This window comes from Streptomyces sp. R28 (assembly GCF_041052385.1).
GTDB lineage: Bacteria > Actinomycetota > Actinomycetes > Streptomycetales > Streptomycetaceae > Streptomyces.
The window spans coordinates 6,115,105-6,139,191 of the sequence record NZ_CP163439.1 but is presented as its reverse complement, the minus strand read 5'-3'; the positions used below and the strand labels follow the sequence as shown (position 1 = coordinate 6,139,191).

Here is a 24,087-nt window from a genome sequence, read left to right as displayed (position 1 = left end):
GACCAACTCGCCGTCGATCCTAAGCGACTTCCCTGACCAGTTGGACTACTCAGTCAGTGCTTTGCGAAGGCGATTCTCGTTCACGCGCCAGAAGGTGTGCTGGGCGCCGTCGACGAGGACGACAGGGATCTGTTCCCAGTACCGGTCGTGGAGTTGAGGGTCCTGGTTGATGTCCTTCAGCTCCCACGGAACCCCCAGCTCGGCACACACCTTCTCGACGACGATCTGTGCGTCATCACACAGATGACAGTCCGGCTTTCCGATGAGAGTGACGAGCCGGTCCTGAGGGGCCTTGGCCGCGGCGCGACGAAAGAGGGGACTCATGTCGGCCATTCTCCCGCGCCGACGCTCGCGGGCCGAACGGATGCGCCACCACGCTGTTTAACTGCGCGGTCGCGGAGAGTTCACAACCTTCAAACCTCTCGACTCCGGAAGCACCGAACAAACTGGCTATGCTCACGGTCATGGCCGCTCTTGGATGGCTCACTCCCCGTAGGCGCTCCGCCACGGCGCGGAGCGTGTTGGCTGGCGAGGCTTCGGCGGAGGCAGCGCGCAAGTCGTCGCAGGAGACGACGGAGGTCTCCGAGACCGAACCGGAGTTCCCGGTGCTCGGCGACGAGAAGGCCGCCGCCTTCTTCGACCTGGACAACACCGTGATGCAAGGCGCCGCCCTCTTCCACTTCGGGCGGGGCCTGTACAAGCGGAAGTTCTTCGAGACCCGCGACCTCGCCAAGTTCGCCTGGCAGCAGGCGTGGTTCCGGCTGGCGGGGGTCGAGGACCCGGAGCACATGCAGGAGGCCCGCGACTCGGCACTGTCGATCGTGAAGGGCCACCGCGTCGCCGAGCTCCAGTCGATCGGCGAGGAGATCTACGACGAGTACATGGCCGAGCGCATCTGGCCCGGCACGCGCGCCCTCGCTCAGGCGCACCTGGACGCCGGCCAGAAGGTATGGCTGGTGACGGCGGCCCCCGTGGAGATCGCCCAGGTGATCGCCCGCCGCCTCGGCCTCACCGGCGCCCTGGGCACGGTGGCGGAATCAGTGGACGGCGTCTACACGGGCAAACTGGTGGGCGAACCCCTCCACGGCCCGGCGAAGGCGGAGGCGGTGCGCGCCCTGGCCTCGGCGGAGGGCCTGGACCTCTCCCGCTGCGCGGCGTACAGCGACTCGCACAACGACATCCCGATGCTCTCCCTGGTCGGCCACCCCTACGCCATCAACCCCGACACCAAGCTCCGCAAACACGCCCGCAAGCTGGACTGGCGCCTACGCGACTACCGCACGGGCCGAAAGGCAGCGAAGGTCGGCATCCCCGCGGCCGCGGGCGTGGGAGCGGTGGCCGGGGGGACGGCTGCGGCGATCGCACTGCACCGACGCCGGCGGTAGCGGGCCGACGACGGTCTGAGCCTCCGGCGAGCGTGGGGGTTCGCGTCGATGCCCACGGCTCGGTGGGTGAGTCGGGGCCCCATTCTCACCAGCGTGCAGCGAACCCGCCTCACGGACTGACACTTCCACTCCCGACCACCGAACCAGGCAACCCCAGCCCCACCCCACCGGGGCCGACGCACGCCGCAAACGGTCCCTCCCGACGCCGGTCCAGGCACTTTCAGCCCGTCCGGCGTTTGAGGACGAGGCCCGTCCAGGGCCGAAGCGGGGGTCTGGGGGCCGCAGGCCCCCAGGAACCGGAGTCAAAGGGGCAGCGCCCCTTCAGGATGGGACGGGTAGGGGCGGCGGGGGCGAACCCCGCCGTCGGGCCACGCCCGGCGGCGAACCCCGCCGTCGGGCCACGCCCGGCCGAACAGCCAATCCGCACCCCCTACCCCCACAACCCCCTGTCCAGTCCCCTTGGCTGCACACGGCCACAACACGCGCCGGAGTAAGCCGGAACACGGACGACTTCGATCAACAAACGGTCACTCTGCGGCACTTGATCGGGCGCCAATCGGTTACAGAAGAGACGCAATCGGTGATTTGAGCAACTGGGCGTAGCAGTGCCTGCACGAAGCGTTATTCTCCTCAGACGCAAACCGGTACCCCCTCCGTCGCTACGACGGGTGAACGGTCCCGCACTGCACGTGATGGAAGCTCTGCCTCTGGGAGTCCCGTGTACCCACACGTCGGGGTTGACGCCTCGGGCCTGGCTACGCTGCGCGCAACGGTCAAAGACCTGTTGCGCGGCTTCGTCCCCACCGCGTACGCCGTCCCCGCCCTCGCCGTAACAACCGCGCCCGTAGGCCCGTGCTACGCGCTCGCCGACGGCAGCGCCGCCGTCGGCAGACGGGGACGCTCGGCTGGTGCGACAACCGCCCGTCGGCCTGCCGCAGACAGCGACAGCGCTCGAATGATGGATCTCGTCGAACGCGCACAGGCCGGCGAGGCCGACGCGTTCGGACGCCTCTACGACCAATACAGCGACACCGTTTATCGCTACATCTACTACCGAGTCGGAGGGAAGGCCACCGCCGAGGACCTCACAAGCGAGACCTTTCTGCGGGCCCTCCGACGGATCGGCACCTTCACCTGGCAGGGGCGGGACTTCGGGGCATGGCTCGTGACCATCGCCCGCAACCTCGTCGCCGACCACTTCAAGTCCAGCCGGTTCCGGCTGGAGGTGACCACCGGGGAGATGCTCGACGCCAACGAGGTCGAGCGCTCCCCCGAGGACTCCGTCCTCGAGTCACTCTCCAACGCCGCACTACTGGACGCCGTACGACGCCTCAACCCGCAGCAGCAGGAGTGCGTCACTCTCCGTTTCCTCCAGGGCCTCTCCGTCGCCGAGACCGCCCGCGTCATGGGCAAGAACGAGGGCGCCATCAAGACCCTCCAGTACCGGGCAGTCCGCACCCTCGCCCGTCTACTGCCGGACGACGCGCGCTGAACGCGCCACCGCCACCGCCACCGCCACCGCCACCGCCACCGAAGCAACACTCTCCGCAACCATCAACTCACCGTCGGTGAAAGTCTGTTGACTTCGCGGTCCGTTCATCCGCCGTCCGTAACCCAAGTGCCGCGCCGCTCGTTGTGCGGGATGCAGGCTCCCTGTGGTCACTCCCTGGCCGACTTCGATCACTCGATCGTGTGGATTTGGTCAGGGCGTGCAACCCTCAGGACCCCCTGGGGAGTCGACCGTCATCACGAGAGGAGGTGCCGCCAGTGATCGCGAACGTATCGGCGCACCGGCGGGCGAACGCCTTCGCCCAGGCCCTGGAGGAGCTGACCGACCGGGGCTCGGCGGCCGAGCAGGCCGAGCAGTCCGATGGATCGGCACCAGCATCGGCTGCTGCGGAACAGACCGAGCAGGGGCGGCTGTTGGCCGTCACCGCGAGTCTCGACGAACTGCCCAAGCCCGTGCTCGACCCCGAGGTCAAGGTCGTTCAGCGGGCCCAGCTCGTCGCCGCGATGGAGGCCATGCTGCAGGAGGGCACGGTGGGAGGCGCTGCGGATCCCGCGGTGCCCGGGCAGCGCTCGAATCGGGCACCGGGCGCCCACCGGGCTTCCCCGCTGGGGAAATTGCGGCCGCGTTCACGGCTGACCAAGGGCCTGGCCGCGGGCGGGCTCAGCGTCGGTGTCGCCGCGGGAGCCTTCGGTGGAGTGGCCGCGGCGAGTTCCGACGCCCTGCCCGGTGACTCCCTCTATCCCCTGAAGCGCGGCATCGAGGACTTCAAGCTCAATGTCATGGCCGACGGCGACGACGAACGCGGGCGAACATATCTCGACCAGGCCTCCACCCGGCTGAGCGAGGCCCGAAGGTTGATGGAGCGTGATCGCGGCGGACAACTCGACCACGAGTCGCTCGGCGAGATCCGCCGCGCCCTGTCCGGCATGCGCTACGACGCCTCGGAGGGGCATCGTCTGCTCCGTGAGGCGTACAAGCGCGATCCGGGCTCTCTGGGACCCATCCAGGCCCTTTCCGCCTTCTCCCGGTCCCACCGCGAAGTCTGGGGCCACCTCCGCGAGCGGCTTCCCCTCCAGCTGGGGGACGTCAGCGACCAGGTCTCGTCGGTGTTCGACGCCATAGACGAAGAGGTCGCCCCGCTGGAGTCCCTCCTCCCACCGACGCCGGCACAGGGCGGCGACGGCAAGCGGCGGGGCGGTTCCGGCTCGGCGTCCAACGGTACGTCGGGCTCCGACCGGTCGGCCCACCCCAGCGCCGGCGGCAGCGGCTCCTCCGACGACAACCGGTCCAGCCGCCCCAGCAATTCGGCCGAGAGCTCCGGCAGCGAGAGCGAGGGCCTGCTCGGCGGAAACACCGGCGGCCTCCTCGACCCGCCGAAGGACACCAGCAGCACCGGCGCCTCACCCTCCACATCGACCCCGGCCACCGAACCCGCCGTCACCCTGCCCCCACTCCTCCCGGGCCTCCTCCCCGGCCTGGGCATCGAAGGCGAGGACACGAACTAGCGCCCGCAGAGCAGCGAGTCGTACGACGACGGGGGCGCCCCTCACCCGAGGGGCGCCCCCGTCGTCGTACCCACACTTGGCACGTCAGAAGAAGACAGACCGCCGCTGCACCAGCAGCTTGTACAAGGTGTGCTGGATCTGCTCCCTGACCTGGTCGGTCAGGTTGAACATCAGCATCGGATCCTCGGCGGCCTCCGGCGGATAGCCGTCCGTGGGGATCGGCTCGCCGAACTGGATCGTCCACTTGGTCGGGAGAGGGATCGCGCCCAGCGGGCCCAGCCACGGGAAGGTCGGCGTCAGCGGGAAGTAAGGGAAGCCGAGCAGACGGGCCAGGGTCTTCGCGTTGCCGATCATCGGGTAGATCTCCTCCGCGCCGACGATCGAGCACGGAATGATCGGAGCGCCGTTGCGCAGCGCCGTGGAGACGAAGCCGCCGCGGCCGAAGCGCTGGAGCTTGTAGCGCTCGCTGAAGGGCTTGCCGATGCCCTTGAAGCCTTCCGGCATCACGCCGACCAGCTCGCCCAGGCCCAGCAGCCGCTCGGCGTCCTCGGCGCAGGCCAGCGTGTGGCCGAGCTTGCGGGCGAGTTCGTTGACCACGGGCAGCATGAACACCAGGTCCGCGGCGAGCAGCCGCAGATGCCGGCCCGCCGGGTGGTGGTCGTGCACGGCGACCTGCATCATCAGGCCGTCCAGCGGCAGCGTCCCGGAGTGGTTGGCGACGATCAGCGCGCCGCCCTCGGACGGGATGTTCTCCACGCCCTTCACCTCGACCCGGAAGTAGTTCTCGTACACCGGGCGCAGCAGGGACATCAGGACCTGGTCGGTGAGCTCCTCGTCGTACCCGAAGTCGTCGACGTCGTAGTCCCCGGTGAGGCGGCGGCGCAGGAAGGCCAGGCCGCTCGCGATGCGCCGCTCCAGGCCGCCTTCGTCCTGGGGCTTCAGGGGCGGCTGTTCCTCACGTGTCACAGGAACATCATCCTGCGCGAAGGACCGTCCGGGGAGGGGCTGGACCTCACCTACCAGCGCGGATTCACCGTTCTTGCGCCGACTACCCGCGCTCCGGCGCCGCTGCGGCCGCTGCACGGCGCTCCCACGGGACCGGTCGTCGTCGAACGGAATGACCTTGGCGTCCGCCATCGTTGATGCGCTCCTCAGTTGGCGCTCTGCGTCGGGAGGTGGCCGCCCAGGACGGGCAGCGCGGCGATCCGGTCGACGGCCCCCGCGAGGGCCTCCGGCGGCAGGAGTCCGGGACCGCGGCTCTTCGCGAAGTCCGCGAACGTCTCCGCCGTCGTGTACTTCGGCTTGAATCCGAGCGTCTGACGCATCTGGTCCGTCGACACCACCCGGCCGTGCGTGAGCAGCCGGATCTGCTCGGGCGAGAAGTCCGACATACCCAGCGTACGCACCAGGGAGCCCGCCCAGGTGACCGCGGGGAGCAGGAGCGGCACGGTGGGGCGGCCGAGGCGCCGGGAGCACTGCGAGAGCAGCAGGGCGCCGTCGCCGGCGATGTTGAAGGTGCCGCTGTTGAGCGTGCCCCGCTCCGGCTCGTGCGAGCCGATGCGCAGCACCTCGATCACGTCGTCCTCGTGCACGAACTGCAGCCGCGGGTCGTAGCCGAACACGGTCGGCAGCACCGGCAGCGAGAAGTAGGAGGCGAGCGGCGTGTCCGCGGTCGGCCCGAGGATGTTGGCGAACCGCAGCACGCACACGGCCACATCGGGCCTGCGCCGCGCGAACCCGCGCACATAGCCCTCCACCTCGACCGCGTCCTTGGCGAAGCCGCCGCTGGGCAGCGACTTGGGCGGGGTGGTCTCGGTGAAGACGGCCGGGTCGCGGGGCGCGGATCCGTACACGTTCGTACTGGACTTGACCACGAGCCGCTTGACGTTGGGGGACTTCTGGCAGGCGCCGAGCAGCTGCATCGTCCCGATGACGTTGGTCTCCTTGACCGTGGTCCGGCTGCCACTGCCCAGCGCGGTTCCGGTCACATCCATGTGTACGACGGTGTCGGCGCCGCTCTCGGCCAACACCCGCGCGATGGTGGGCTGCCGGATGTCGGCCTGGATGAAGTCGGCACCGCCCAGATGATGCTCGGGCGGAACCGCGTCCACGGCGACCACCCGGTCCACCTGTGGGTCACGCAGGATCCGTCGTACGAACCGACCCCCCAGTTGACGGGCCACTCCGGTCACGAGCACGACCTTGCCCAAGATCAGCGCCTTCCTTCCAGCACTCGTACCCCTGCCGAGTTCCCGTGTGCGGCCAACTTAGCGGGTCGATGTTGCGCTGTGATGACTGCCCAATGCATGAAGTGACGAGAATTCCATGCGTACGACCGGACGGCTCACGCCTCTGTCCAGTCATATGCACAGCGTTCGACTTCTCGCACAAGAACCTCGGCACCCGCACCGCACCCGCGATAGCTCCACGCAACCTCGACAGCCGGTCCACGCGACCTCGATACACGTGTGGCCCCCCACCGGATGTGGTGGGGGGCCACAAAGCGCGCCACTTTCGCGGCGCGCCGCGCTTACTTCTTGTTGCGACGCTGAACGCGCGTGCGCTTGAGCAGCTTGCGGTGCTTCTTCTTGGCCATCCGCTTGCGCCGCTTCTTGATAACAGAGCCCACGACTACCCTCGCTCACTTCTCATCACTCGGTGTTTGGGCGCCATGGGCCCACACGACCTACGAGGGGCTAGCCTACCCGCCCGAGCGCTGAGGTCGTAATCGAGGTGGCTCGGGGGAATCCTGAACAGCCCTGAGGATCCCCCCTCGCCCACTGCCGTCAGGCGGTTTCCACCCCCACGTAGCTCTCGCGGAGATATTCGTGAACCGCTTGCTCCGGGACACGGAACGAACGTCCGACCCGGATCGCGGGCAGATGACCGCTGTGCACCAACCGGTACACGGTCATCTTCGACACTCGCATCACCGAGGCGACTTCCGCCACGGTAAGGAACTGAACCTCGTTCAGAGGCCTCTCGCCAGCTGCAGCCATGACACACCTGAACCTTCCGCACTCGACGGCCACCGGCTTCCCCTTCCGGTGACTCTTCGTCGCTGCGTGCTCACTCCCCAATGTAGGGGCGGGTGATGCGAGTGGGGAAGAGGTGCACCCATCGGCGGCCTACTGTGACAGACACGCTCGATTGAGTACGTAGCGGGTAAGCGGCTGGTAGTAATCAGACCGCACAGCGTCATCAAGTGGAACGACGACCGACACGACCCCCTCGGCCTCCCCCACAAAGAGCGCGGGGTCATTCGTATCGGCAAGACCAATGGCCTCAAACCCCAGCTGACCTGCCCCGCAGACCCAACCGTGGTCCCCGATCACCAGCTCTGGCAACGGCCCGCGGGCCTCCGCCGCGGCAGCCAGCACGGTACGAACCGGGAGCGGTGAGTGCGTGTGTGCGCCGGGCTCACGCCCGGTGCTCGGAGCGCCGGCTTCCCGCACCAACGCGACTCCTCGTACGTAGTCAAGGTTGTACGTACGTAGGCCGAACCGGGTCGTTATGTCGACACAGCGACCATGCGCGGGGGTGAGGACGGCACATCCCGCCGCCGACAACGCGTCCGCCAAGGCGGCGTAGAAACCGAGCAGCCGATGCGGATGCCCGGTACCGAACAGCACGGGCTCGCCGCGCTGGGCGGCAGCGGCGACCCGATCGGCGAAGGCATCCAGAGCGGTCAAAGTCCGCTCCGGGTCGATCACATCATGGCCGGAGACACACTCCGGATCGGCCGAAACTCCGCACTTCGCCGCCATTAACTCAATCAAATCCCGCTGCCGCCAAGCCCCTTCCGGATCGATCCCGATGAGCACACGGGGATCGCGAGCAGCAAAAAGCCGATAACTCCTGAGGCTCTCCTCCCGAGAGGTAGCCACGGTCCCGGCAAGCCGAGCGGCCAGGAGATGGGCGCGAAGGGCTCCGGTACTCCACACGAGAGCGATGGTGACGGACCGGAGGGCACGGGGACGTGGGAACGGGAAAACACCGCACAGTTGGGCTAATGAGCCCCCGAAAAGCCTCCGACAGAGCCCAGACGGAGCCCTTCATCACCCATCACGGCAGGAAGCTTCTCTCCTCGACACCGGCCCAGGCACTTTCAGCCCGTCCGGCGTTTGAGGACGAGGCCCGTCCAGGGCCGAAGCGGGGGTGTGGGGGCCGCAGGCCCCCAGGAACCGGGGTCAAAGGGGCAGCGCCCCTTCAGGATGGGACGGGTAGGGGCGGCGGGGGCGAAAACCCTCCCGGCCCCCACCTACGCCAACATCCCCCGCAACGGAAACACCGCCCGCCGAGTCGCCAGCACAGCCTGATCCAGCCGATCCGCAGGGTCGTACCCCGCCTCCCAATCGACCCACGAGACAGGCCACCGCCCATCAGTCATCCGCGCCGGCCCCAACTGCCGAGTCCGCGCAAAGACCTCCTGCCGCCACCCCTCCGGAATCATCGCCTCAGGCTCAACCGCCCGCCCCGCCGCAATCCCCACCAGATGCGTCCACGACCGCGGCACAACCTCCACCACGGCGTATCCACCCCCACCCAGCGCGACCCACTTCCCGTCGGCGTACTCATGCGCCAGGTCGTGACACGCCACCTGCACCGCCCGCTGCGCGTCCAGCGAAACGGCAAGGTGCGCAAGCGGATCCTCGAAGTGCGTATCGGCCCCGTGCTGGGTCACCAACACCTGCGGCCGAAAGTCAGCGATCAGCTCCGGCACCACGGCATGAAACGCCCGCAGCCACCCCGCATCCCCGGTCCCGGCCGGCAACGCCACATTCACGGCCGTCCCCTCAGCGGACCCGGCCCCGGTCTCCTCCGGCCACCCGGTCTGCGGGAACAACGTACGAGGATGCTCGTGCAGCGAAATCGTCAGTACCCGCGGATCCTCCCAGAACGCCGCCTGCACCCCATCCCCGTGATGCACATCCACATCGATGTAGGCGACCCGCTCAGCCCCCAGCTCCAACAGCCGAGCGACAGCCAGCGAGGCATCGTTGTAGATACAGAACCCCGACGCACCCCCCGGCATCGCATGGTGCAACCCACCCGCGAAGTTCACCGCATGCAGCGCTTCCCCCCGCCACACGGCCTCCGCCGCCCCCACCGACTGCCCGGCGATGAGCGCCGACACCTCGTGCATCCCGGCGAAGGCGGGATCGTCCATGGTCCCGAGCCCGTACGACTGGTCGGCCGCCCCCGGATCCACCGAGGCCGCCTTCACGGCCTCGATGTAGTCCTGCCGATGGACCAGCCGCAACGTCGACTCCCCGGCCGGCTGCGCCGCGACGACGTCCACGGCCTTGTCCAGCCCGAAGGCATCGACGAGTCTCCTGGTCAGGGCAAGCCGAACCGGGTCCATCGGATGGTCCCGGCCGAAGTCATAGCCCGTTACTGCCTCGTCCCACATCAGCTGTGCGCGGCCGCTCATGCCCGTCACCGTATCGGTCCGGTTGAGCGGCGAACGACCGGGCGTACACAAGCGTCACCAGCACCAACACCATCGGCACAAACATCGCCCCGCGATAGTTCCACGCATCGCCCAGCGCACCCACCAAGGGCGAACCGATCAAAAACCCCACGTAATTGAACACATTGAGCCGCGCAATGGCCGCATCCGAAGCCCCCGGCCCGTACTTCTCAGACGCAAGCCGCCCGGCCGCCCCGAACGTCTGCGGCACCAGCACACACAGCCCCAGCCCGAGCAGCGTGAACCCCAACATCCCGACCCACGCCCCCGGCGCCGCCGCCACCACCGCGAACCCGCCGGCCGCCACCAGCGCCCCCACCCGCACGACCGCGACAGCCCCGAACCTCCGCACCCCGAAGTCCCCGATGGCCCGCCCGAGCAGCGTGGTCACCATGTAGACGTTGTACGGCACGGTCGCCAGCTGCTCCGAACTCCCCAGCACGTCCTGCAGATACTTCGCACTCCAGTTGGAGACGGTCGAGTCCCCGATATAAGCGAAGGTCATCACCAGACACAGCGGCAACAGAGCCTTGAAGGCGATGGACGGCCCCTCACCCCCCACCTCGCCGCCCGCCACACCTACGGACCCCCCGTCGACGTACCACCGACTCCCCACCAGCGCGGCCGGCAGCAACACCACGACGACCGGCAGATACGACACGACCAGCGCCAGATCCCAGTGCGCCCCCACCCAGGCCAGCGAGGCCCCCACAATCCCGCCCAGGCTGTACACCGCATGAAAACTGAGCATGATGCTGCGCCCGTACGACCGCTGCAGGCTCACCCCGAGCATGTTCATCGAGGCGTCGAGCACACCCACGGCCAGCCCGAACACGGCGAGCGCGACCCCCAGTTCGGCCATCCGCTGCCCTGCCCCGACTCCGAGCAGCGCCAGGAGCACGACGGGCTGGGACCACCGCAACAGCCGGCTCGGCGGTATTCGCTTCACCAGCCGCTCCGTCGTCACACTCCCGACACCGGCCAGGATCGGGACGGCGGCGAGGAAAGCGGGCAGCAACGCGTCGGAGACGCCGTACCGGTCCTGGATGGCCGGAATCCGGGTCACGAGCAGCGCGAAGGCAACACCCTGAGCGAAGAAGCTGAACGCCAACGAGGCCCTACCGCGCCGCAGCACATCAGTCATGGCGGCGAGCGTAGGGCCCCGGCGTACTGGTGGGTAGATCCAGCCAAAGATGAATTCTCCTCAGCTTTACTTTTTCTCACTCGGCAACGGCCCCCACAGCCACGGGAACAGGGCCGAGCGTCGAGTGCTCCGTGTCCTTGTCGCACACCTCCCCGGCGAGCATGGCCGCCATCGGCCCGGCCGCCAGGGCCCCGCTGACGAGGAACCCGAGAGCCATGGCGACGATCATGATGACGGTGCCCAGCCAGACCATCGTGTCCACCGGCAGCGTGTACGCCCCCACGATCCGCACCACACACTCGCCGAGCAGCACCACACCCCACACCACGGAGAACACCCGCTCGGCTCGCCGGAAGTCCGCTGACCCGTTCTGCAGCCGCCTCCAGGCGGCCTCCCGCATCTCGTCGCCCTTCACCAGCCACGGCTTCATACCGGCGGTCATCATCGGCCTGCCCGCTGCCACGGAGACCAGGATCCCGATCCCGATCGCACTGCTGACCCCGCTGTCCTTGACGAGCATCAGCCGCGGATCCCCAGCGACGAAGCTGAGCAGCAGCCCGACCACGTTGACGAACAGGATCAGCACGGCCAGCCCGTTGACCGTCCGGTCCTTGACCACACCCCACCCGGTCCGCACGGCCGGCACCACACTGCTCCACCCCAACGCGGCGAGCGTGCTCATTCCCAACCCGTTCTTGAACAGGTAGTACGACCCGACCGGCACTGCCACGTCCACGATGAGCGGCACAAGGGCCTTCTTCTTCGTCATGCCCTCAGCTTCGCGGCAAGCCCCCTGACGCCAGTAGAAGCGATCGTCCGGACCTCGGCGTGACAAATGTCAGACCAGCAGGTCAGCCAACTCCCCCATGTCAGAAAAGAGTTGAGAGGCCCCCACCAGCCTCTCGGCCGACGTCATCGCGGTGAACCCGTACACATCCATCCCGGCCGAGACAGCCGCCTGCACCCCCAACGGACTGTCCTCGATCACCACACACCGAGCCGGCACGACCCCCATCCGCTCCGCCGCATACAGAAACAGATCCGGCGCCGGCTTCCCCCGCCCCACATCCTGCGAACTGAAGATCCGCCGGTCATCGAACCACCGCTCCAGCCCGGTCTTCCGATGCCCCACCCGAATCCGCTCATGACTCCCGGACGACGCGACACAGAACGGCACCCCGTCCGCAGCCAACTTCTCCAGCACGTCGACGGCCCCGGCCACCGGCTCCAACTCCCGCTCGAAGGCGGCGAAAACGCGCCCATGAAACACGTCATCGAAGTCCTCCGGCAACCGCGGCCCGGTCCGTTCCTGCACCAGATCGTGTACGCGGTGCATGGCGGCGCCCATGTAGTCACGCAGGGACTCCTCGTACGAGGTCGGATGCCCGAGCTCGGTGAGATAGCCGGCGAGGAGCCTGTTGGAGAGGGGTTCGCTGTCGACGAGCACACCGTCGTTGTCGAAGATGACGAGGTCATAGCGCATGCCCAGACCCTAATAGACCCTGAAATGCGAAAAGGCCCACACCATAAGGTGTGGGCCTTTTCTAAAATTTGTTCGGCGGCGTCCTACTCTCCCACAGGGTCCCCCCTGCAGTACCATCGGCGCTGTAAGGCTTAGCTTCCGGGTTCGGAATGTAACCGGGCGTTTCCCTCACGCTATAACCACCGAAACACTATGAAACTGTCGAACCATGCCGCACCATACCGTGGCCTGGCATGGGGCTGTTCGTGGTTTCAGAACCAACACAGTGGACGCGAGCAACTGAGGACAAGCCCTCGGCCTATTAGTACCGGTCACCTCCACACGTTACCGTGCTTCCAGATCCGGCCTATCAACCCAGTCGTCTACTGGGAGCCTTACCCCATCAAGTGGGTGGGAATACTCATCTCGAAGCAGGCTTCCCGCTTAGATGCTTTCAGCGGTTATCCCTCCCGAACGTAGCCAACCAGCCATGCCCTTGGCAGAACAACTGGCACACCAGAGGTTCGTCCGTCCCGGTCCTCTCGTACTAGGGACAGCCCTTCTCAATATTCCTGCGCGCGCAGCGGATAGGGACCGAACTGTCTCACGACGTTCTAAACCCAGCTCGCGTACCGCTTTAATGGGCGAACAGCCCAACCCTTGGGACCGACTCCAGCCCCAGGATGCGACGAGCCGACATCGAGGTGCCAAACCATCCCGTCGATATGGACTCTTGGGGAAGATCAGCCTGTTATCCCCGGGGTACCTTTTATCCGTTGAGCGACGGCGCTTCCACAAGCCACCGCCGGATCACTAGTCCCGACTTTCGTCCCTGCTCGACCCGTCGGTCTCACAGTCAAGCTCCCTTGTGCACTTACACTCAACACCTGATTGCCAACCAGGCTGAGGGAACCTTTGGGCGCCTCCGTTACTCTTTAGGAGGCAACCGCCCCAGTTAAACTACCCATCAGACACTGTCCCTGATCCGGATCACGGACCCAGGTTAGACATCCAGCACGACCAGAGTGGTATTTCAACGGCGACTCCACGAACACTGGCGTGCCCGCTTCAAAGTCTCCCACCTATCCTACACAAGCCGAACCGAACACCAATATCAAACTGTAGTAAAGGTCCCGGGGTCTTTCCGTCCTGCTGCGCGAAACGAGCATCTTTACTCGTAGTGCAATTTCACCGGGCCTATGGTTGAGACAGTCGAGAAGTCGTTACGCCATTCGTGCAGGTCGGAACTTACCCGACAAGGAATTTCGCTACCTTAGGATGGTTATAGTTACCACCGCCGTTTACTGGCGCTTAAGTTCTCAGCTTCGCCAGGACGAATCCTGACTAACCGGTCCCCTTAACGTTCCAGCACCGGGCAGGCGTCAGTCCGTATACATCGCCTTACGGCTTCGCACGGACCTGTGTTTTTAGTAAACAGTCGCTTCTCGCTGGTCTCTGCGGCCACCCCCAGCTCGAGGAGCAAGTCCTCTCACCAAGCGTGGCCCCCCTTCTCCCGAAGTTACGGGGGCATTTTGCCGAGTTCCTTAACCATAGTTCACCCGAACGCCTCGGTATTCTCTACCTGACCACCTGAGTCGGTTTAGGGTACGGGCCGCCATGAAACTCGCTAGAGGCTTTTCTCGACAGCATAGGATCATCCACTTCACCACAATCGGCTCGGCATCAGGTCTCACCCTGTATGAATGGCGGATTTACCTACCACTCGGGCTACACCCTTACCCCGGGACAACCACCGCCCGGGATGGACTACCTTCCTGCGTCACCCCATCACTCACCTACTACAGGTCTGGTCCGTCGGCTCCACCACTCCCCTTTGCCCGAAGGCTCCAGGGCGGCTTCACGGACTTAGCATCGCCCGATTCAATGTTTGACGCTTCACAGCGGGTACCGGAATATCAACCGGTTATCCATCGACTACGCCTGTCGGCCTCGCCTTAGGTCCCGACTTACCCTGGGCAGATCAGCTTGACCCAGGAACCCTTAGTCAATCGGCGCACACGTTTCTCACGTGTGAATCGCTACTCATGCCTGCATTCTCACTCGTGAACCGTCCACAACTACCTTCCGGTGCTGCTTCACCCGGCACACGACGCTCCCCTACCCATCACGATCCCCGTTGGGGGTACATATCGCAATGACACGACTTCGGCGGTACGCTTGAGCCCCGCTACATTGTCGGCGCGGAATCACTAGACCAGTGAGCTATTACGCACTCTTTCAAGGGTGGCTGCTTCTAAGCCAACCTCCTGGTTGTCTCTGCGACTCCACATCCTTTCCCACTTAGCGTACGCTTAGGGGCCTTAGTCGATGCTCTGGGCTGTTTCCCTCTCGACCATGGAGCTTATCCCCCACAGTCTCACTGCCGCGCTCTCACTTACCGGCATTCGGAGTTTGGCTAAGGTCAGTAACCCGGTAGGGCCCATCGCCTATCCAGTGCTCTACCTCCGGCAAGAAACACACGACGCTGCACCTAAATGCATTTCGGGGAGAACCAGCTATCACGGAGTTTGATTGGCCTTTCACCCCTAACCACAGGTCATCCCCCAGGTTTTCAACCCTGGTGGGTTCGGTCCTCCACGAAGTCTTACCTCCGCTTCAACCTGCCCATGGCTAGATCACTCCGCTTCGGGTCTTGAGCGCGCTACTGAATCGCCCTATTCGGACTCGCTTTCGCTACGGCTTCCCCACACGGGTTAACCTCGCAACACACCGCAAACTCGCAGGCTCATTCTTCAAAAGGCACGCAGTCACGAGGCAAACACAAGTGCTTGCCCGACGCTCCCACGGCTTGTAGGCACACGGTTTCAGGTACTATTTCACTCCGCTCCCGCGGTACTTTTCACCATTCCCTCACGGTACTATCCGCTATCGGTCACCAGGGAATATTTAGGCTTAGCGGGTGGTCCCGCCAGATTCACACGGGATTTCTCGGGCCCCGTGCTACTTGGGTGTCTCTCAAACGAGCCGCTGACGTTTCGACTACGGGGGTCTTACCCTCTACGCCGGACCTTTCGCATGTCCTTCGCCTACATCAACGGTTTCTGACTCGTCCTGTTGCCGGCAGACAACAGAAGAGAGATCCCACAACCCCGCATACGCAACCCCTGCCGGGTCTCACACGTATACGGTTTAGCCTCATCCGGTTTCGCTCGCCACTACTCCCGGAATCACGGTTGTTTTCTCTTCCTGCGGGTACTGAGATGTTTCACTTCCCCGCGTTCCCTCCACATACCCTATGTGTTCAGGTATGGGTGACAGCCCATGACGACTGCCGGGTTTCCCCATTCGGAAACCCCCGGATCAAAGCCTGGTTGACGACTCCCCGGGGACTATCGTGGCCTCCCACGTCCTTCATCGGTTCCTGGTGCCAAGGCATCCACCGTGCGCCCTTAAAAACTTGGCCACAGATGCTCGCGTCCACTGTGCAGTTCTCAAACAACGACCAGCCACCCATCACCCCGAACCAACCGGTTCGAGTTCACTGGGGCCGGCATCACGAGGGAATTCATTCCCTCAGACACCCAACAGCGTGCCCGACACCCTCGCCACTCATGATCAGCGTTCCACACTCCGAAGAGCAGTACTGGCAGCCCGAGATGACTGAAAGTGCCGAATAATCAACGTTCCACCCATGAGCAACCAGCATCAGACATTCGCTGATGTACTGGCCTCTGAACCAGGCAAGCCCGGCTTAGAAGTGCTCCTTAGAAAGGAGGTGATCCAGCCGCACCTTCCGGTACGGCTACCTTGTTACGACTTCGTCCCAATCGCCAGTCCCACCTTCGACAGCTCCCTCCCACAAGGGGTTGGGCCACCGGCTTCGGGTGTTACCGACTTTCGTGACGTGACGGGCGGTGTGTACAAGGCCCGGGAACGTATTCACCGCAGCAATGCTGATCTGCGATTACTAGCAACTCCGACTTCATGGGGTCGAGTTGCAGACCCCAATCCGAACTGAGACAGGCTTTTTGAGATTCGCTCCACCTCACGGTATCGCAGCTCATTGTACCTGCCATTGTAGCACGTGTGCAGCCCAAGACATAAGGGGCATGATGACTTGACGTCGTCCCCACCTTCCTCCGAGTTGACCCCGGCGGTCTCCTGTGAGTCCCCATCACCCCGAAGGGCATGCTGGCAACACAGGACAAGGGTTGCGCTCGTTGCGGGACTTAACCCAACATCTCACGACACGAGCTGACGACAGCCATGCACCACCTGTACACCGACCACAAGGGGGCGACCATCTCTGGCCGTTTCCGGTGTATGTCAAGCCTTGGTAAGGTTCTTCGCGTTGCGTCGAATTAAGCCACATGCTCCGCTGCTTGTGCGGGCCCCCGTCAATTCCTTTGAGTTTTAGCCTTGCGGCCGTACTCCCCAGGCGGGGAACTTAATGCGTTAGCTGCGGCACCGACGACGTGGAATGTCGCCAACACCTAGTTCCCACCGTTTACGGCGTGGACTACCAGGGTATCTAATCCTGTTCGCTCCCCACGCTTTCGCTCCTCAGCGTCAGTAATGGCCCAGAGATCCGCCTTCGCCACCGGTGTTCCTCCTGATATCTGCGCATTTCACCGCTACACCAGGAATTCCGATCTCCCCTACCACACTCTAGCTAGCCCGTATCGAATGCAGACCCGGGGTTAAGCCCCGGGCTTTCACACCCGACGTGACAAGCCGCCTACGAGCTCTTTACGCCCAATAATTCCGGACAACGCTTGCGCCCTACGTATTACCGCGGCTGCTGGCACGTAGTTAGCCGGCGCTTCTTCTGCAGGTACCGTCACTTTCGCTTCTTCCCTGCTGAAAGAGGTTTACAACCCGAAGGCCGTCATCCCTCACGCGGCGTCGCTGCATCAGGCTTTCGCCCATTGTGCAATATTCCCCACTGCTGCCTCCCGTAGGAGTCTGGGCCGTGTCTCAGTCCCAGTGTGGCCGGTCGCCCTCTCAGGCCGGCTACCCGTCGTCGCCTTGGTGAGCCATTACCTCACCAACAAGCTGATAGGCCGCGGGCTCATCCTTCACCGCCGGAGCTTTCGACCCCCACCCATGCGAGTGGAAGTGATATCCGGTATTAGACCCCGTTTCCAGGGCTTGTCCCAGAGTGAAGGGCAGATTGCCCACGTGTTACTCACCCGTTCGCCACTAATCCCCACCGAAGTGGTTCATCGTTCGACTTGCATGTGTTAAGCACGCCGCCAGCGTTCGTCCTGAGCCAGGATCAAACTCTCCGTGAATGTTTTCCCGTAATCGGGACCACACATCACGAGAGCGGAACAGCCAGGCGGAATAAGCCCGGCCGTTCACAGCGTCCTCGCTGTGTTTTTTCAAAGGAACCTCGTCCCGACCATGAAGGCCGGAGACGGGGTATCAACATATCTGGCGTTGATTTTTGGCACGCTGTTGAGTTCTCAAGGAACGGACGCTTCCTTTGTACTCACCCTCTCGGGCTTTCCTCCGGGCGCTTCCCTTCGGTCTTGCGTTTCCGACTCTATCAGATCCTTTTCCGATCCGATTCCCTCGGTGCTTTCCAGGTTCCCGCTCTCGCGTTTCCCTTTCCGGCGGTTCCGACTCTATCAGATCCTTTCGGGCCTGACTCCCAGTCAGCGGGCTTGTCTTCGCGGCTGTTGGGCCGTTCCGACGAGTGAGACTTTAGCGGATTCCTGCCTCCCGAGCTAATCGGGGGCTGCGCTCTTTCGAACGCGGATTCCTCATTACGTAAATACACACGCCAATGACACGACGGCAGACAGATCGACTGTCGTCGAATGTTGGTTGGTACTTGCGGAATGGCTGTCCGGGGACCGACCGGAGTCGGCGCTCACGTCGGACAACTCGGAGAACAGTACGGATCGGCTCGGGGCGTGTCAACTTCGCTCCAAGTGACACCCTGCGGGCGTAGTCTGGGACGCATGACGACGCGTACGTGCACCCAGCTGTGGTGGGCCGCCTGACGGCGGCCGTAGTCACGTATGCACTCAACGGCCGCCGCTTCGGCGGCCGTTCTCGTATCTCCCTCCAGAGCTCCAGAGGGTCGGCCGGCCGGGACGGCGGCCTCGACCAGGAGATGGAGAAGAGATGACTCGGGTCTTCAGTGGGGTCAAGCCGACGGGGCATCTGACGCTGGGGAACTACCTGGGAGCCATGCGTCGGTGGGCTGCCGTGGATCAGCGCGAGTCCGAAGCGCTGTTCTGCATCGTCGATCTGCATGCGCTGACCGTGGACCACGATCCGGCACGGGTGCGCAGGCTGAGTCGGCAGGCGGCGACGTTGCTGCTGGCGGCGGGGCTGGATCCGGAGCTGTGCACCGTGTTCGTACAGAGTCATGTGGATGAGCACGCGCGGCTGTCGTATGTGCTGGAGTGCGTGGCCACGGACGGCGAGATGCGGCGGATGATCCAGTACAAGGAGAAGGCCGTGCGCGAGCGGGAGCGGGGCGGGAGTGTGCGGCTGTCGTTGCTGACGTATCCCGTGCTGATGGCGGCGGACATCCTGGCGTACGGGGCGGACGAGGTGCCGGTCGGGGACGACCAGACTCAGCATGTGGAGCTCACGCGGGATCTCGCGGTGCGGTTCAACCAGCGGTACGGCCACACGTTCGTGGTGCCTCGGGCCACGCATCCGCAGGTGGCGGCTCGGGTGATGAATCTGCAGGATCCGGCGTCGAAGATGGGCAAGAGCGACGACGCCGGACCGGGGATCGTCTATCTGCTCGATGAGCCGGATGTGGTGCGCAAGAAGGTCATGCGGGCCGTGACCGACAGTGGGCGGGAGGTCGTGTACGACCGGGCCGCGCAGCCGGGGTTGGCGAATCTGCTGGAGATTCTGGCTGCCTGTACGGGTGGGAACCCATCGGAGCTGAGCGGTGTATATGAGTCGTACGGCGCTTTGAAGTCAGCCACCGCGGAGGCTGTGGTCGAGGTCCTCAGGCCCGTACAGGAGAGGCACAGGGAGCTGTGCGCGGATCCTGGCTATGTGGAGGGGGTGCTGCGGGATGGTGCGGAGCGAGCTCGGGCAATGGCCCGGCCGACCGTGGATGCCGTGTATCGGGCGATCGGGTTGCTACCGGCGGCTGCGGCTGCGGATATCGCGGTGACCGCTTAGGGGTGCGTTGGGCCGCCCCCGGTGCAGGGGCGGCCCGGGCGTCAGTTGTTGCCGGAGGCCAGTTGGCGGCTGCGGTCGCGGGCGGCCTCAAGGGCGGCGATGAGGGCAGCTCGTACGCCGTGGTTCTCGAGTTCGCGGATCGCGTTGATGGTGGTCCCGGCGGGGGACGTCACGTTCTCGCGGAGCTTGACGGGGTGTTCGCCGCTGTCGCGGAGCATCGTCGCGGCGCCGATCGCGGACTGGACGATCAGGTCGTGGGCCTTGTCGCGGGGCAGGCCGAGGAGGATGCCGGCGTCGGTCATGGCTTCGACCAGGTAGAAGAAGTACGCCGGGCCGGAGCCGGACAGGGCGGTGCAGGCGTCCTGCTGGCCCTCGGGGACGCGGAGCGTCTTGCCCACGGCGCCGAAGATCTCCTCGGCGTGGGCGAGGTCGGCTTCGCTGGCGTGGCTGCCGGCGGAGATGACGGACATGGCCTCGTCGACGAGGGCGGGCGTGTTCGTCATGACTCGGACGACCGGGGTGCCGGCGGCGAGGCGGGACTCGAAGAAGGAGGTGGGGATGCCTGCGGCTCCGCTGATGACCAGGCGGTCGGCGGGGACGTGCGGGGCGAGTTCGTCGAGGAGGGTGCCCATGTCCTGCGGCTTGACCGTGAGGATCAGGGTGTCGGCGGTCTTGGCGGCTTCCGCGTTGGTGACCGGGGTGACTCCGTAGCGGGTGCGGAGTTCTTCGGCTCGCTCCGCGCGGCGGGCCGTCACCAGGAGGTCGGCCGGGGCCCAGCCTCCACGGATCATTCCGCTGAGCAGGGCTTCGCCGATCTTGCCGGTGCCGAGGACTGCGACTTTCTGGGTCATGGCTGGGGTGCCCTCCGGGGGTTGCGTCGTCCGGGTTCATCCTCGCACCGAGGGCGGCTTTCGACGTGGCGTGTCCGGTGGGCGGGATGGGTGGGGCGCTGCGGCGGTCATGCCGTCCTGCGGCGCAGAGTCGCCGCGCCCAGGCCCAGGACCAGCAGGGCACAGCCCGCCACGATCAGGGCGTCGCGCACGAAGTTGGCGGTCATGTCGGTGTGCTTGAGGACCTCGTTCATGCCGTCGACGGCATAGGACATGGGGAGGACGTTGGAGATGGCCTCGAGGACGGGGTGCATGTTGTCGCGGGGAGTGAAGAGGCCGCAGAGGAGCAGCTGGGGGAAGATCACGGCCGGCATGAACTGGACGGCCTGGAATTCGGAGGCCGCGAAGGCCGAGACGAAGAGTCCGAGCGCGGTGCCGAGCAGGGCGTCGAGCAGGGCCACGAGCAGGAGGAGCCAGGGGCTTCCGGTGACGTCCAGGCCGAGGAACCAGAGGGCGAGTCCGGTCGCCAGGGCGGACTGGATGATCGCGAGGGTGCCGAAGGCGAGGGCGTAGCCGGCGATCAGGTCGCCCTTGCCGAGGGGCATGGCGAGGAGGCGTTCGAGGGTGCCGGAGGTGCGTTCGCGCAGGGTGGCGATGGAGGTGACCAGGAACATCGTGATCAGCGGGAAGATCCCGAGGAGGGAGGCGCCGATGTTGTCGAAGGTGCGCGGGCTGCCGTCGAAGACGTAGCGCAGCAGGAACAGCATCACGCAGGGGACGAGGAGCATCAGCGCGATGGTGCGCGGGTCGTGGCGGAGCTGGCGCAGGACCCGGGCGGCGGTGGCGGTCGTGCGAGCCGGGTTCAGGGCGCCGGTGGGAGCGGGCCGCAGCGTCGTGGTCGGGCTCGTCGTCGTGGTCATCGCGTGATCTCCTTCGCGCGGGCGGCCGCGGTCGCCTCGTCGACCAGGCGCAGGAAGGCCGCTTCGACCGTCTCGGAGTGTGTACGGGCGCGGAGGGCGTCCGGGGTGTCGTCGGCGAGGATCTGGCCCTCGCGCATAAGGAGGAGGCGGTGGCAGCGCTCGGCCTCGTCCATGACGTGGGAGGAGATGAGGAGGGTGGCGCCGCGGGAGACGGCGATGTCGTGGAAGAGGTTCCACAGGTCGCGGCGCAGGACCGGGTCCAGGCCGACCGTCGGTTCGTCCAGGACGAGGAGTTCGGGGGTGCCGAGCAGGGCGACGGCGAGGGAGACGCGGCTGCGCTGGCCGCCGGAGAGGTTGCCGGCCAGGGCGTCGGCGCGGCTGGTGAGGTCGACGTCGGCGATGGCGCGGGTGACGTTCTCGTGCCGCCGGTCGGTGGCCGCGTGGCCCGGGTCGAGGATCGCGGCGAAGTAGGCGAGGTTCTGGCGGATGGTCAGGTCGTCGTAGACGGAGGGAGCTTGGGTGACGTAGCCGATGCGGGTGCGCAGGGTGGGGTGACCGGCGGGGCGGCCCAGGACGTCGAGGGTGCCGGTGACCTTGGCCTGGGTGCCGACGATGGCCCGCATCAGGGTGCTCTTGCCGCAGCCGGACGGGCCCAGCAGGCCGGTGATCTGGCCGCGCGGGACGGTGAAGTCGAGGTCACGGAGTACTGGGCGGGTGCCGCGTACGACGTTCAGGGTCTTGGCTCGGATGGCGGGGTCGTCGGGGGGATCGGATCGGGCGGACGAATAATTCATCATGTGATGAATAATCCTCCGGCGGGACTGCGGCGTCAAGCGTCGAGGAGGGCGGGCGTGAGGAGCGGCCGACGGCGTCTGCGGTGCCGGGTGCGATGGGGGGGGTGGGCTGGGCGGGGCGGGGCGGGTACCCCCGGGTGCTCGGGGCGACTGCGCCCTCGGGGGAGCGGGATTGCGCCCACGTCGTGAAGGTGTGCGGGCAGGGCACGTGGTTCGGCATGTGGTGCTGCACGTGGTTCGCCCGCCCTCATCGGCTCGGCGCTGTGCTGGGCATCCTGGGCCGTATGGGGAGGGCGGGCGTGAGGGGGGGGCGCTGGCGTTGGCCGTCGTGGGAGGGCGTGGGATGTCAGGAGGTGGTGGCTACGAGGAGGTCGACGTCGTAGGTCTCTTCGACGATTCCGTCCGGGAAGGCGGTCAGGAGGAGTTGCTTCTCCTCGGTGAGGAAGGCGGTGCTCGCCTCTGTGCCGTGGACCAGGAAGATCGAGTGGCTGCCGATGTTCGCCAGGTGTGTGTCGATGGGGACGCGGCGGCTCCAGCGGACCTTGCGGGCGGTGAAGGCGAGGCTGCCGGTGGGGTCGGCCAGGGCGGCTCGGGCGCCGCTGCCGTTCTGCTCGACGGCGGGGTGGGCTCCGAAGCGGCGCTCGATACGGCCCGCCTGCGCCCGGTGCCACGGGATGTCCATGGGCGTGGTGTTCCACCACAGTGCCAGCGCGCCGCCCGGGCGCAGTACGCGGAGAGCGTCTGGGGCCGAGTGGGCGGGGTCGGTCCAGTGCCAGGCCTGGGCGTAGGTGACGAAGTCGGCGGAGGCGGTGGCGACGGGGAGTGCGTTGCCATTGCCGCGCACGATCGGTATGCCGGGGTTGGTGCGGCGGAACTGGGCTGCCATGCCGTCGCCGGGTTCCACGGCCAGGACGTCGGCGCCGCGCGCGCCGAGGAGGGCGGTGGCGATGCCGGTGCCCGCGCCCACGTCCACCACGCGCGCGCCGGTGAGGGGGCGGCCGGCGAGTTCCTCGATCGTGTCGAAGAGGGCGGGTGGGTAGGAGGGGCGGTTCGCGGCGTATTGGGCTGCGGCGGCGTCGAAGGAACGGGCTCGGTCGGCGTGCGAGGGGGCCGTCATACGGCCATGGTGGCGCTGGTTGGTGCGGGGTGCGCCGAGTTTGCCCAGAGGTGAGCCTGCGGGGGAGGGAGGGGAGGTGGTTCCCCTCTGTGGGGTGAGGCGTGAGCGGCACAGTCGGGGTAGTGGGCTGGGGCAGCGTGGCCCGGTTTGGGGGTGGGCACGTTCCGGGCTGGGTCGCCGTCCGGTGGGCGGCGGCCCCAGGCGCGTGAGCAGTGCGGATCACGTGGTTCGCGCGGGGCGGCGGCCTTGAGCGCTGACCGGCCAAGCCGGCTGCTTGGCGTGGCCGGCGGCGTTCCGCCGAGACCGGCTACGCGCGGCGGCGCTTCTTTGCCGGGTTGCCGGTGCGGCGGGTGGTGCGGGTCTCGTGTTGTTGGCGTGCCGCCTCGTATTCCTGGCGGTGGAGTTTCTCGCCGGGGGCCTCGGTGAGGGAGCGGAAGAAGTAGGCGAGGAGCGAGCCGACGAAGCCGATGGCCAGCAGGCCGCGGAGAGAGGCCTGGCGGTCGGGGTCGGGGCGTTTGGTGAAGGCGTCCCAGGTGTGGCGGAAGGCGAGGGCGCTGCACACCGCGAACATCACGACCACCAGGACGGCGACGAAGCTGCCGACCTCGGCGATCTGGAGCCCCTGGTAGGCGAAGCGCAGGACCAGGCAGGAGGCGGCCGTGGCGACGAGGGAGCCGACGGCTACCGCGATACGACGGGCGGGGTAGCCGTTGGTGTGGTCGACCCAGGTCGTGCCGAAGAAGCGCAGGGGCTCGGGGCGGGGGCCCATGAAGCCCGCGGGGGTGGCCGGGGTGCCGTTCTTCTCGCTCACGCGTCGATTATGGC

19 protein-coding genes and 3 rRNA genes are annotated in these 24,087 nt (G+C 66.1%); 4 read left to right on the top strand and 18 right to left on the bottom strand.

Going from position 1 to position 24,087, the window contains the following annotated elements; all coding sequences use genetic code 11:
- Positions 1-45: 45 nt before the first annotated feature.
- The gene (locus AB5J49_RS27450; RefSeq protein ID WP_369171425.1) at positions 46-333 is read right to left on the bottom strand and encodes a glutaredoxin family protein; all 288 of its coding nucleotides are present in this window, start codon (positions 331-333) and stop codon (positions 46-48) included.
- Between the two features lie 131 nt (positions 334-464).
- On the opposite strand from AB5J49_RS27450, the gene AB5J49_RS27445 reads away from it, so the two are divergent.
- From AB5J49_RS27445 to AB5J49_RS27435, 3 genes are all read left to right on the top strand, one after another.
- Positions 465-1,385 (top strand): HAD family hydrolase, encoded by a 921-nt coding sequence (locus AB5J49_RS27445; RefSeq protein ID WP_369171423.1) that lies wholly within the window; start codon positions 465-467, stop codon positions 1,383-1,385.
- 718 nt (positions 1,386-2,103) lie between these two features.
- Positions 2,104-2,877 carry an ECF subfamily RNA polymerase sigma factor, BldN family gene (locus AB5J49_RS27440; protein WP_369171422.1) on the top strand — a complete coding sequence of 258 codons (774 nt, stop codon included), beginning with the start codon at positions 2,104-2,106 and terminating at the stop codon, positions 2,875-2,877.
- A 275-nt stretch (positions 2,878-3,152) separates the two neighbouring features.
- Positions 3,153-4,400 (top strand): DUF5667 domain-containing protein, encoded by a 1,248-nt coding sequence (locus AB5J49_RS27435; protein WP_369171420.1) that lies wholly within the window; start codon positions 3,153-3,155, stop codon positions 4,398-4,400.
- An 84-nt stretch (positions 4,401-4,484) separates the two neighbouring features.
- On the opposite strand, the gene AB5J49_RS27430 is transcribed toward AB5J49_RS27435, so the two are convergent.
- The 12 genes from AB5J49_RS27430 to AB5J49_RS27375 all read right to left on the bottom strand — a co-directional run bounded on the left by AB5J49_RS27430 (position 4,485) and on the right by AB5J49_RS27375 (position 17,734).
- Positions 4,485-5,537 (bottom strand): lysophospholipid acyltransferase family protein, encoded by a 1,053-nt coding sequence (locus AB5J49_RS27430; protein ID WP_369171419.1) that lies wholly within the window; start codon positions 5,535-5,537, stop codon positions 4,485-4,487.
- A 14-nt stretch (positions 5,538-5,551) separates the two neighbouring features.
- Entirely contained in the window at positions 5,552-6,610 is a 1,059-nt protein-coding gene (locus AB5J49_RS27425; RefSeq protein ID WP_369171418.1) for an NAD-dependent epimerase/dehydratase family protein, read from the bottom strand.
- A 320-nt stretch (positions 6,611-6,930) separates the two neighbouring features.
- Positions 6,931-7,029, bottom strand: a complete 99-nt coding sequence (locus tag AB5J49_RS27420) for an AURKAIP1/COX24 domain-containing protein (protein WP_003948845.1) — start codon at positions 7,027-7,029, stop codon at positions 6,931-6,933.
- Between the two features lie 157 nt (positions 7,030-7,186).
- Positions 7,187-7,399 carry a helix-turn-helix domain-containing protein gene (locus AB5J49_RS27415; RefSeq protein ID WP_004984898.1) on the bottom strand — a complete coding sequence of 71 codons (213 nt, stop codon included), beginning with the start codon at positions 7,397-7,399 and terminating at the stop codon, positions 7,187-7,189.
- A 129-nt stretch (positions 7,400-7,528) separates the two neighbouring features.
- Positions 7,529-8,344, bottom strand: a complete 816-nt coding sequence (locus tag AB5J49_RS27410) for a phosphatase (protein ID WP_369171417.1) — start codon at positions 8,342-8,344, stop codon at positions 7,529-7,531.
- Between the two features lie 317 nt (positions 8,345-8,661).
- Positions 8,662-9,834: an acetoin utilization protein AcuC gene (locus AB5J49_RS27405; RefSeq protein ID WP_369171415.1), complete on the bottom strand. Its 1,173-nt coding sequence runs from the start codon at positions 9,832-9,834 to the stop codon at positions 8,662-8,664.
- Positions 9,785-11,017 (bottom strand): MFS transporter, encoded by a 1,233-nt coding sequence (locus AB5J49_RS27400; RefSeq protein ID WP_369171414.1) that lies wholly within the window; start codon positions 11,015-11,017, stop codon positions 9,785-9,787. The genes AB5J49_RS27405 and AB5J49_RS27400 overlap by 50 nt, the downstream gene beginning before the upstream one ends.
- 76 nt (positions 11,018-11,093) lie before the next feature.
- The gene (locus AB5J49_RS27395; RefSeq protein WP_369171412.1) at positions 11,094-11,786 is read right to left on the bottom strand and encodes a VC0807 family protein; all 693 of its coding nucleotides are present in this window, start codon (positions 11,784-11,786) and stop codon (positions 11,094-11,096) included.
- A gap of 69 nt (positions 11,787-11,855) precedes the next feature.
- Positions 11,856-12,500 carry an HAD family hydrolase gene (locus tag AB5J49_RS27390; protein ID WP_369171411.1) on the bottom strand — a complete coding sequence of 215 codons (645 nt, stop codon included), beginning with the start codon at positions 12,498-12,500 and terminating at the stop codon, positions 11,856-11,858.
- 70 nt (positions 12,501-12,570) lie between these two features.
- Positions 12,571-12,687, bottom strand: a 5S ribosomal RNA gene (gene rrf / locus AB5J49_RS27385).
- A gap of 94 nt (positions 12,688-12,781) precedes the next feature.
- A 23S ribosomal RNA gene (locus tag AB5J49_RS27380) occupies positions 12,782-15,903 on the bottom strand.
- 305 nt (positions 15,904-16,208) lie between these two features.
- A 16S ribosomal RNA gene (locus tag AB5J49_RS27375) occupies positions 16,209-17,734 on the bottom strand.
- The 16S, 23S and 5S rRNA genes sit together here, the layout of an rRNA operon.
- Before the next feature lie 841 nt (positions 17,735-18,575).
- Between AB5J49_RS27375 and trpS the strand changes: the two genes are divergently transcribed.
- On the top strand, positions 18,576-19,601 hold the full coding sequence (trpS, locus tag AB5J49_RS27370) for a tryptophan--tRNA ligase (RefSeq protein ID WP_369171410.1): 1,026 nt from the start codon (positions 18,576-18,578) through the stop codon (positions 19,599-19,601).
- A 41-nt stretch (positions 19,602-19,642) separates the two neighbouring features.
- On the opposite strand, the gene proC is transcribed toward trpS, so the two are convergent.
- The 5 genes from proC to AB5J49_RS27345 all read right to left on the bottom strand — a co-directional run bounded on the left by proC (position 19,643) and on the right by AB5J49_RS27345 (position 24,073).
- Positions 19,643-20,452 (bottom strand): pyrroline-5-carboxylate reductase, encoded by an 810-nt coding sequence (proC, locus tag AB5J49_RS27365; RefSeq protein ID WP_369171409.1) that lies wholly within the window; start codon positions 20,450-20,452, stop codon positions 19,643-19,645.
- Between the two features lie 107 nt (positions 20,453-20,559).
- On the bottom strand, positions 20,560-21,351 hold the full coding sequence (locus AB5J49_RS27360) for an ABC transporter permease (RefSeq protein ID WP_369171408.1): 792 nt from the start codon (positions 21,349-21,351) through the stop codon (positions 20,560-20,562).
- Positions 21,348-22,148, bottom strand: a complete 801-nt coding sequence (locus AB5J49_RS27355) for an ABC transporter ATP-binding protein (RefSeq protein WP_369171407.1) — start codon at positions 22,146-22,148, stop codon at positions 21,348-21,350. Before AB5J49_RS27355 ends, AB5J49_RS27360 begins: the two co-directional genes overlap by 4 nt.
- Positions 22,149-22,491: 343 nt before the next feature.
- Complete coding sequence (locus AB5J49_RS27350; protein ID WP_369171406.1) at positions 22,492-23,262, bottom strand: class I SAM-dependent methyltransferase; 771 nt, start codon at positions 23,260-23,262, stop codon at positions 22,492-22,494.
- Positions 23,263-23,569: 307 nt separating this feature from the next.
- Positions 23,570-24,073 (bottom strand): EamA/RhaT family transporter, encoded by a 504-nt coding sequence (locus AB5J49_RS27345; protein ID WP_369171405.1) that lies wholly within the window; start codon positions 24,071-24,073, stop codon positions 23,570-23,572.
- Positions 24,074-24,087 lie beyond the last annotated feature (14 nt).